The 8,521-nt window shown below is 69.5% G+C and carries 10 protein-coding genes; 8 read left to right on the forward strand and 2 right to left on the reverse strand.

Annotation, left to right across the window (positions count from 1 at the left end; all coding sequences use genetic code 11):
• Positions 1-327: 327 nt before the first annotated feature.
• The 6 genes from ACFTWP_RS40770 to ACFTWP_RS40795 all read left to right on the forward strand — a co-directional run bounded on the left by ACFTWP_RS40770 (position 328) and on the right by ACFTWP_RS40795 (position 5,320).
• Positions 328-468, forward strand: coding sequence for a hypothetical protein (locus ACFTWP_RS40770; protein ID WP_380270253.1), 141 nt, complete (start codon positions 328-330; stop codon positions 466-468).
• Positions 469-599: 131 nt separating this feature from the next.
• The gene (locus ACFTWP_RS40775) at positions 600-1,397 is read left to right on the forward strand and encodes a hemolysin III family protein (RefSeq protein WP_380270254.1); all 798 of its coding nucleotides are present in this window, start codon (positions 600-602) and stop codon (positions 1,395-1,397) included.
• Positions 1,398-1,756: 359 nt separating this feature from the next.
• Positions 1,757-2,962, forward strand: a complete 1,206-nt coding sequence (locus ACFTWP_RS40780) for a PP2C family protein-serine/threonine phosphatase (RefSeq protein WP_380270255.1) — start codon at positions 1,757-1,759, stop codon at positions 2,960-2,962.
• 255 nt (positions 2,963-3,217) lie between these two features.
• Complete coding sequence (locus tag ACFTWP_RS40785) at positions 3,218-3,913, forward strand: class I SAM-dependent methyltransferase (RefSeq protein WP_380270256.1); 696 nt, start codon at positions 3,218-3,220, stop codon at positions 3,911-3,913.
• A gap of 22 nt (positions 3,914-3,935) precedes the next feature.
• Positions 3,936-4,874 (forward strand): MerR family transcriptional regulator, encoded by a 939-nt coding sequence (locus tag ACFTWP_RS40790; protein ID WP_380270257.1) that lies wholly within the window; start codon positions 3,936-3,938, stop codon positions 4,872-4,874.
• Between the two features lie 74 nt (positions 4,875-4,948).
• Positions 4,949-5,320, forward strand: a complete 372-nt coding sequence (locus ACFTWP_RS40795) for a GNAT family N-acetyltransferase (protein ID WP_380270258.1) — start codon at positions 4,949-4,951, stop codon at positions 5,318-5,320.
• A gap of 943 nt (positions 5,321-6,263) precedes the next feature.
• Here the strand turns inward: ACFTWP_RS40795 and ACFTWP_RS40800 are convergent.
• Positions 6,264-6,527 (reverse strand): hypothetical protein, encoded by a 264-nt coding sequence (locus ACFTWP_RS40800; protein WP_380270259.1) that lies wholly within the window; start codon positions 6,525-6,527, stop codon positions 6,264-6,266.
• Positions 6,528-6,967: 440 nt separating this feature from the next.
• A complete protein-coding gene (locus ACFTWP_RS40805) occupies positions 6,968-7,306 on the reverse strand; it encodes a GNAT family N-acetyltransferase (protein WP_380270260.1) in 339 nt (112 codons plus the stop codon).
• A gap of 278 nt (positions 7,307-7,584) precedes the next feature.
• On the opposite strand from ACFTWP_RS40805, the gene ACFTWP_RS40810 reads away from it, so the two are divergent.
• Together ACFTWP_RS40810 and ACFTWP_RS40815 are read left to right on the forward strand one after the other, a co-directional pair.
• A complete protein-coding gene (locus ACFTWP_RS40810) occupies positions 7,585-7,896 on the forward strand; it encodes a DUF5994 family protein (RefSeq protein ID WP_380270261.1) in 312 nt (103 codons plus the stop codon).
• Positions 7,897-8,137: 241 nt separating this feature from the next.
• Entirely contained in the window at positions 8,138-8,383 is a 246-nt protein-coding gene (locus ACFTWP_RS40815; RefSeq protein ID WP_073928213.1) for a hypothetical protein, read from the forward strand.
• The last annotated feature ends 138 nt before the right edge of the window (positions 8,384-8,521 follow it).

Consider the following 8,521-nt stretch of genomic DNA (forward strand, 5'->3'; position numbering starts at 1 on the left):
CTCAGGTCCCTCGCCGACTACCTCGCCAAGATCAACCCGGACAGCCAGCCATCAAGGTCATAGTTGCCCTCGTGATTTGCGGTGCGTCACACTAGGAGCGGGACGGATCAACCCTCGACCGGTGGACTGCGCCCGCCCCACTGGTCCAGTCGCACCAGGTACACAGGCGATCAGCGCCGACAGGGCAACGACCCGCGAAGGCAGCGGCCGTCCGGTTCACCTCCGACTCAGTCGGCCAGATGCGGGGTGCGACCACCGCCGGTCCGCCGGCGGCCCCGATCCGACCTCGAAGGAACCCGACATGGCACTCGTACTCTCCTGATCATCGTGGCGATCGTGCCCGGGCTGGTCGGCGTCGTCGCCGAGGGTCTGCTCTACCTGCTGTTCATCGGTATCGCCGTGCTGATCGTCGCACTGGCCCTCTCCGCCATCCGGTTCCGGCGCGCAGGCCGGTCCGCGAACCGCTGAGCACCGTAACGGCGGGCCTAGGGACAGACAGAGTGCGGAGCGGATCCGGCTGCCCACGGCGATGAGGTTGGCGTCGGCGGGTCGGGTGCAACGTCGGCCACTCTCCTCCGCCGGCTTCCTACAGTGATCCCATGCTCGCCGAAGATACCCAGCCACCGGCACACGGAGAGGGGTCTCGGCCCCGCCCCGGCATCATGCCCGACACCCTCCACACTCCCGCGGTTGGTCCGCCCGCCGGCACGACCGGCTGGGTGACGGCCGGTCAGGTGACGGACCTGACGGGCGACGTGGAGCGGGCGGCGGCGCTGAAGCCGAGGATGCGCGGCTGGCTGCACGCTGGTATGTTCCCTCTTTCGCTGGCCGGAGGCATCGTCCTGATCGCCCTTGCGCGCCCGGGTGCGGCAACGGCGGCCTGCTCGGTGTACGCACTGTCTGCCTGTCTACTGTTCGCCACCAGTGCGATCTTCCACCGCGGAACATGGGGTCCACGCGGGGAGGCGGTCCTGCGGCGCCTGGACCACGCGAACATCTTCCTGATCATCGCCGGCACCTACACCCCGCTGGCGGTACTGCTGCTGCCCGCGCGCCAGCAGCAGGTGCTGCTGGCCGTGGTGTGGACGGGCGCCCTGGCCGGAATCGCCTTCCGCACCTTGTGGATGGGCGCACCCCGATGGCTGTACACCCCGTGCTACATCGCCCTGGGCTGGGTGGCCGTCTTCTACCTGCCCGAGTTCGCACGCACCGGCGGCACCGCAGTCGTCGCCCTCGTCATCGCCGGCGGCCTGCTCTACACCACGGGCGGCGTCGTCTACGGTCTCAAACGCCCCGACCCATCCCCGTGCTGGTTCGGCTTCCACGAGGTCTTCCACGCCCTCACCGTCGCCGCCTTCACCGCGCACTACACAGCCGTCCTCCTGGCAGCCACCTGACCGATGTTCGAGGGCACGCCCAAGCGCAGAACTCCCGGGCGGGCAGGCCCTGGCCGTACCTCCGCAGGGAGGGGCCCGGCAGCTGCTGGAGGCCGACAAGCTGCGCCCCGGCCATGGGCTCGTCGGGGTCGGGCGACTGCGGGGCTCGGGGTCCCGTGGTGCAAGGTGACCCGTTCGGCACCGGCCTCCGAACGGGTCCAGCCCGCATCCGGGACGGAGTCCTGAGCGCATCGAGCAGTGACGAGCCGCTGTGACCGCAGGGGAAACGGACGGCAGCGACGGGCGGGCCTCTCGTTCTCCCGGTGGCTGGAGCCGCCGGGGCACGGCGATGACTCTCGCGGGAACGTTGGAGGCCGCGCGTGGAATCGCTCGACGTGGTGGCGCGCATGCTCAAGGAGCACCTCGGGGCCGCGTCGGTGTCGTTCCTGATCACCGCCATCACCCGCAGCTCGGTCGTAAGGATGGGCACCGCGGGCAGCGTCGAAACCGGTGAGCCGGCCCGGCGCATCTGGCTCCGGGGCACCCCGTACGACGACGTGATCCGCACCCAGCGGCCGAAGGTGCAGGACAGCGGCGGGAGCGCGCCTGTGCGGATCATCGCCCCGGTGACCAACCGCGGGGACGCCATCGGCCTCCTCGAACTGTTTCTGCCCGCGGCGCCCAGCGCGCAGGTGATGCGGGAGATCGGCGAGACCGCGCACGCGCTGGCGTACATCGTCATCGCCAACCGGTCCTTCACCGACGTGTACCAGTGGGGCCGGCGCACCACCCCGCTGAGCCTGGCCGCAGAGATCCAGCACCGCCTCCTCCCGGCGTCGCTGGCCTGCGAGGCGGCACAGTTCGCGGTCGCCGGGGCGCTGGAGTCCGCCGACCACGTCGGCGGCGACACCTTCGACTACGTGGTCGACCGGGACACCGTCCAGCTCTCCGTGACTGACGCCATGGGCCACGACGTCGACGCCGCACTGCTGGCCACCCTCCTGGTGGCTGCCCTGCGGCGGGCCCGGCGGGCAGGCACCGACCTCGCCGAACAGGCCCACCAGGCCGACCAGGCCATGCGGGACCACGGCCGCCGCGGCTACGCCACCGGCCAACTGCTGCGCATCAGCCCTCCCGACGGCCGGACCGAGTTCGTCAACGCCGGACACCCCTGGCCGCTGCGGATGCGCGACGGGCAGGTGCGGGAGATCGCTCCGAAAGTCGATCTGCCGTTCGGCCTCAGCACCCAAGCGCCGGGCGCAAACACCTACCAGGTGCAGTCACTGGACCTGCGCCCCGGGGACCGGCTGGTGATGCTCACCGACGACATGCTGGAGCGCAACGCCCAGGATCTCGACCTGCCGGACCTGATCGCCCGCACCCGCGCGCTCCATCCCCGCGAAGCCGCCCGCACCCTCATCGGAGCCATCGTCGACGCCGGCCACGGTCACCTGGACGACGACACGACCATCATGTGCCTGGACTGGCACGGCATCGGACGCCCCGAACGCGACGCCGCCACCGGCGCCGACCTCACCGACGCCTCACGACCCTCAATAACCGGACGGCCCGCTCCCGGGCGATGACTCCGGTCGTGCGGGGCCCTCGGTGCGCCTGCGAAGGGCCAGGTCGCGCGATCCTGTGAGACGACACGGCCTCATCCTGTTCCTCAAGGCCCAGCGGCGTTTGCCCAGGTCAGGAATCGAACACCGAAGTCAGGGGTTGGCGGCAAGCCGGAGCGGCATCCTGATCTGTGGGGCCGGTGATAGCCGCTGGGCTCAGCCGGAGGCAGCCGAAAATGGTGTCGCTGCGCCAGCCAGAGACGGCTACGGTGCGCGGTTGTGGATGTTGAGGATCCGAAAGACCTGGTCCGGCGTGGGTACGACCTGCTGTCTGCGCATTACGAGCGCGTGTTCAACAGCGAGACGAAGTACGGATCGTGGATCGAGGAGTTGCTCGGGCGGCTCCCGGAGGCCGGCGTGGTCCTGGATGTGGGGTGCGGGACCGGAGTTCCGGTGGTCCGGTCGCTCGCCGCGGCAGGACACCGTGTCACGGGCGTCGACATCAGTGACGTCCAGGTCCGGCGGGCTCGGGAGCTGGTGCCGGAGGCCGAGTTCATTCGAGCGGACGCCACGACCCTGGCGTTCCCGTCGGGGGCCTTCGACGCTGTGATCTGCTTGTATGCGCTGATCCACATTCCTGTCGAGGAACAGCCTGCTCTGCTGGGGCGGATCGCATCGTGGCTGCGGCCGGGAGGCTGGCTTCTGGTCACCACCGGGCATCAGACCTGGACCGGGACCGACGAGAACTGGCTCGATGGCGGGGCCGCGATGTGGTGGAGTCACGCGGACGCGGACACGAACCGGTCCTGGCTCCTACAAGCCGGCTTGGAGATCTTGCACGAGGAGTTCGTCCCCGAGGGCGACAGCGGCCATATCCTGTTCCGGGCACGGCGGCCCGAGAGCGAGGAATTGTCAAGACTCGGGGATGAGGAGTGGTTGCCTGATGGCAGGCGAAGGGACTTGAGTCTCCAGTAGGGGGAGACACCAAGGTGGGGGCATGGACGGTGACACGCTCTACTCGATCGGCGAGCTCGCTCGGCTGACCGGTCTCACGGTCAAGACCATTCGGTTCTACTCCGATCGCGGAATCGTGGCGCCGACGGACCGCAGCCCGGCCGGCTACCGCCTCTACAACACCGACGCCGTCGCACGCCTGGACCTCGTGCGGACCCTGCGCGAGCTGGGACTGGACCTTCCCACGATCCGCAAGGTCGTGGACCGTGAGCTCTCGCTTCCCGAGGTTGCCGCGGCGCACGCCGAAGCACTGGCAGTGCAGATCCACGTCCTGCGCGTGCGGCGCGCGATGCTGACGGCGGTGGCCGAGCGCGGGTCCACACCTGAGGAGACGGAACTCATGCACAGGCTGGCGCATCTCTCCGAGGACGAACGCCGACGTCTGATCGGTGATTTTCTCGATGCCGCCTTCGGCGGTCTTGACGCCGTCCCTGCATTCGCGGGGGTCATGCGCTCAATGACCCCCGAGCTGCCCGACAACCCGGAGGCGGAGCAGGTCCAGGCATGGGTGGAATTGGCCGAAATGTCCCTGGACCCGGATTTCCGCGCCGCCATGCGTCGGATGGCCGAGGACCAGGCAGCCGAGCAGGCCCGAAGCGACAGGACGGGCCCGCGCCGCGACATTGCCGCAGCCGTCCGTGACCAGGCCGGCCCGGCCCTGACCGCCGGCATCGACCCGGCCTCGCCCCAGGCCGATCCGATCGTCGCCGCGTTCACGGCGCACTACGCGCACCTCCTCGGCCGCCCCGACGACGTCGAGCTTCGCCACCGGCTGGCGACTCGGCTGGAGAGCGTGAACGACCCCCGCAGGGAGCGGTACCTCCAGCTGCTCGCAGTGGTCAACGGCTGGCCGGCCCCGGAGAGTCTGGCTCCGGTGTTCGACTGGTCCGTCCAGGCTCTGCGCGTCCGGACACAGCAATGACGGGGCGGTCGCGGGGCGACTTGGGCCGGACGCGGCCGGCCTCGGGTGGAAACGTCGCCGCACATGATCGGTTGATGAATGCCCCCGTCGTACTTCAGGTGGCCGCGACGTCGGCCTCTCCCGCTCTCCTTCTTCGCCCCTGGCGCATTGAGGACGTGGCCGCATTGGTCGAGGTGAGCCGGGATCCCGCATCGCGCCAGTGGGCAAGCTCTGTCGCGGACAATGATACTGACGGAGCACGGTGGGTGCAGGCCCAGCAGCGGGGCTGGGCAGCGGGGAACCGGTTCGGCTTCGCCGTCCTTGAGGAACAACCCGGTTCAGTTCGCGGCCAGCTGGTGGGCAGCGCGGTCCTCAGGGACGTCACCTACGGCAAACCGGAGGCCAAGGTCGACAGATCGCGGTCCATGAACGCGGCGTGGTCGGCCTGCCACTGGGCCGTCAGCTGAACCCTGGCTGACATTGCCGTCAGCGACTTCGGCGCCCTCACCCTTGCCCCGCTCGGTTGTCCCAGCTGACATTTTGATGATCCGCCATCTCCCGATCGGTCGGGGGCGGAGCAAAGCGTGAGCGCATTCCCGATCCGTAGTGGCAGCCCGGATCAGTGTCGATCGGCTGGCGGGCCGGGCTGGCCGTCGTGGCAGGAGCGGGAGAGTTCGCCTGCGGCCCGATTTTCGGCCGCCGCGGACAGCTGGGCAGATCGGCGCTCGTCGATCCGGCCGATCCCATGCGGCCGGGGGCGGGTTCGGGTGTCCGAAGCTGCCATCCTCTTGCCCAGGATCGGCGCCAACGTGCCTGGCGCAACTCTGTCCGCCAAGGGTGGTCACACGGCCGTCTACTCACCGCGCAGGCAACGTTGCCGGCCAGCGGGTCCACCGTCCGTCACCGCCGTCCTGATCGTCCGGATGCTGGTCGGCAGCCGGGCATGTGGTCTCAACACCTCTTGCATTCTCGGGGAAGGCCCCGGTGGCCTGGACATCGACCTGCTCTGCAAGGCACGGTGTCGCCGGGCTCCGTCGCAGGCGCAGAAGTGTTCGGCGGGGCTCGGCCAGGCACGAGACGGGCTGCCGTCCTGTGGTAACTGACAGTTCGTCGATCTTGGGCCCGTGCGGGCCTCAGAACGCGGGGAACCCTGTGACCGCGCCGCCCTCGCACTCCGCCGGGCAACAGGAGCAGGACGATCCAGGTTGCGGGCGGCCTGCAGTACGACGAACACGGTGCCGCCGTAGCGCCCGAGTCAGGAGCGCTGGTGGGCGACGACGGCGCCCTCGACAGCCGGCCCCAATGCGCTCGGCACTCGATGATCCGGGGCCGCGCATGGGTATGGGTTGGGCGGGAGCGCAAGCCTGTGGCGCTTTCGATCCGTGCCAGTCGCCCATCGGCATTACTGGACTACGTGGGCAAAACCGTGCTGCCGTGCTGCTCAAGTACATCCAGCACCTGCCGCAGATCCATCGGGGCAGCGTCTGTGCCCGGGGCGTTCACGTGCCCGTGGCGGAACCGGCCGTCAGGGTTGAAGACCGCGGTCACGATCCAGCCGGGCCGTGTCAACTCCATCGGGCCGTCCGACTCCCGTGTGACCTTCCACCCGTACAGGTCCGCCGTCGCCACGATGTAGTGGGCATCGTGACTCAACGGGGAAGAGGTATCGGCCATGCCTCCGATGGTCGCCGCGACCCGCTCCACGCGCCACCGGGAGTACGACAGCGGCGCACCAAAACCATGCGGACCTGTCCAACGAACGCATCACCGCCGCCATGGAAGTGTTGCGGACGTGCCAGGGATCTTGCCGCTGCGCCGGCATCGTTTGTGTGACCGCCCTGGATGCTTCAACGACATCGTCGGCCTCAAGGGCCTGCGCCTGTTCCGGGAGGCTGCCTGTCGGCGCGCCGCGAAGGGACGCGCAGTGAGCTGCCGCAGCCTCAAGGTCGGGTGGACACCTGCACCGGTTCGGCGTACCCGCATCGCGTGTACGCCACCCATGGGCCGTACGTCCCGGGCGGTGACTACGTCGACACTGGGCCGGCTGCGTCGTCGGGCTCAGTGGTCGGCCCACCGCACAGCATCGCGACGGGCCGTGTCTCGTCCGGTAGTGCTCACGGCGAGTCCCGGCCGGTGCCGGTGAGGTCGCCGGGGCGGACGCGGTAGACCTGCAGGCTGAGGCCGTAGTACTTGGTGGTCTCGCCGACCCACTCCATGCCGAGGCGCTTCGCCATGGCGATGGCGTGGACGTTGGTCGGCCGCGCGACCGCGAAGAGCTCCTCGGCGTCCTGCGTGAAGGCCCAGGCGATGAGCGCGCGGCCGCCCTCGGTGGCATAGCCCTGCCCCCACGCCTCGGGGGCCACCTGCCAGCTCATCTCCAGGTCGTCCTCGTACGGCGGCGACAGCCGGATGCCGAGGCCGCCGACGACCGCGCCGTCGTCCCGGCCTTGCACGGCCCCCCGTCCCCGAGGCGGCGGTAGGGAATGCGGACGGATGCCGTAGGACAGGACACCGGGAATCCAGGTCCCTCCCCCCGCACGCCGCGCAGAGCACGCCACCAGTCGGATCGCGGCGGGAGTCAGGCCCGCGACCCCTGTCCGGTCGGGCTGGAGACCACGACGATTGGTCGGAGTACGGTGGGGACACCGGGGTGGTTCGGATGCCGGGTGTCCGCGGCGTCGTCCTCCCTGGTGAGTGGGCTCTTCCCGGGCCTGCAGATGGGTGGCGGGCCATGGCGGATGACTCCGGCACGCCGTTCCCGGCGCTCTTGCCGGACCGGTTCCGCGAGTCGGCGAAACCGGGTTCGGTTCTGCTGAGCCCGGAGACGACGCGGTCGCGCGAGGGGACGCTCGATGGCGCGTGGTGGCCTCGTTCCCGTGACGGCGGTGCCGAGTTGCCCGGCCTGGTCCCTGCACCCACCGAGCATCTGGGCCCTGCGCCACGAGCATCGGCCTGGATACGGACGCGTGGGACGACGTCCCGGCTCCTCTGGTCGACGGCCTGTCCGTGCACATCAACTGGTATCCGGTCGGTGATGACATGATGATCATCACGCGGGTGCCCGCGACCATTTCACGCTGCTCGTCATCTCTCCGCAGGCAAGCCTCGATGCGGCCGAGGCCGCCATGGCGCGGGCGGTCGAGCCCGGCGGCATGGCGGGTACCGACTCGGCGCGGCGGAGCCCCATCGCCACCGGCATCAGCTTCGAGCCTTCCGGCGAATCGTTCTGACCGATGCGCCACCCGTATGAGTTCTACGGGTGGCAGGAAGCACATGGTGGAGACATGTCCGTCTACGTGAAACTCTCGGTCGAGGCCAGGACGCCGTCCGAGCCGTCCAAGGGGCCGTTGGACATGCAGTACCAGGACGTCCCCGGCGGCCTCACGTACGAGTACGACCTGCATCCGAGCGGAGCGCTGCGGATTCTGCGCGTCTTCGAAGACACTCCGCACGCGGTCGAGGTCTGCTTCAGCCCGGGGGCGTGGCTTGAGGTCGCGGGCACCTATCTGCGAAGTGGTTCCGCATACTGATCCGCGGGTCCTGTCGGCGCACCCCCGCCGCGTGCCACCCGGTGGGGCTGGGGGCAGCGTGGGTTGTGTTTTAGATTCAGGTGACGAATCGCGCGGGTGGGCGGGGTTTACATTGGACGGTGTGTGGATGCAGCACGA

This window comes from Kitasatospora sp. NPDC057015 (assembly GCF_042673745.1).
GTDB lineage: Bacteria > Actinomycetota > Actinomycetes > Streptomycetales > Streptomycetaceae > Kitasatospora.

Coding starts and splice junctions, on each gene's coding strand:
- ACFTWP_RS40775 (WP_380270254.1), top strand. CDS start 600: ATGCTCGCCGAAGATACCCAGCCACCGGCACACGGAGAGGGGTCTCGG.
- ACFTWP_RS40790 (WP_380270257.1), top strand. CDS start 3,936: ATGGACGGTGACACGCTCTACTCGATCGGCGAGCTCGCTCGGCTGACC.
- ACFTWP_RS40795 (WP_380270258.1), top strand. CDS start 4,949: ATGAATGCCCCCGTCGTACTTCAGGTGGCCGCGACGTCGGCCTCTCCC.
- ACFTWP_RS40800 (WP_380270259.1), bottom strand. CDS start 6,527: ATGGCCGATACCTCTTCCCCGTTGAGTCACGATGCCCACTACATCGTG.
- ACFTWP_RS40810 (WP_380270261.1), top strand. CDS start 7,585: ATGGCGGATGACTCCGGCACGCCGTTCCCGGCGCTCTTGCCGGACCGG.
- ACFTWP_RS40815 (WP_073928213.1), top strand. CDS start 8,138: ATGTCCGTCTACGTGAAACTCTCGGTCGAGGCCAGGACGCCGTCCGAG.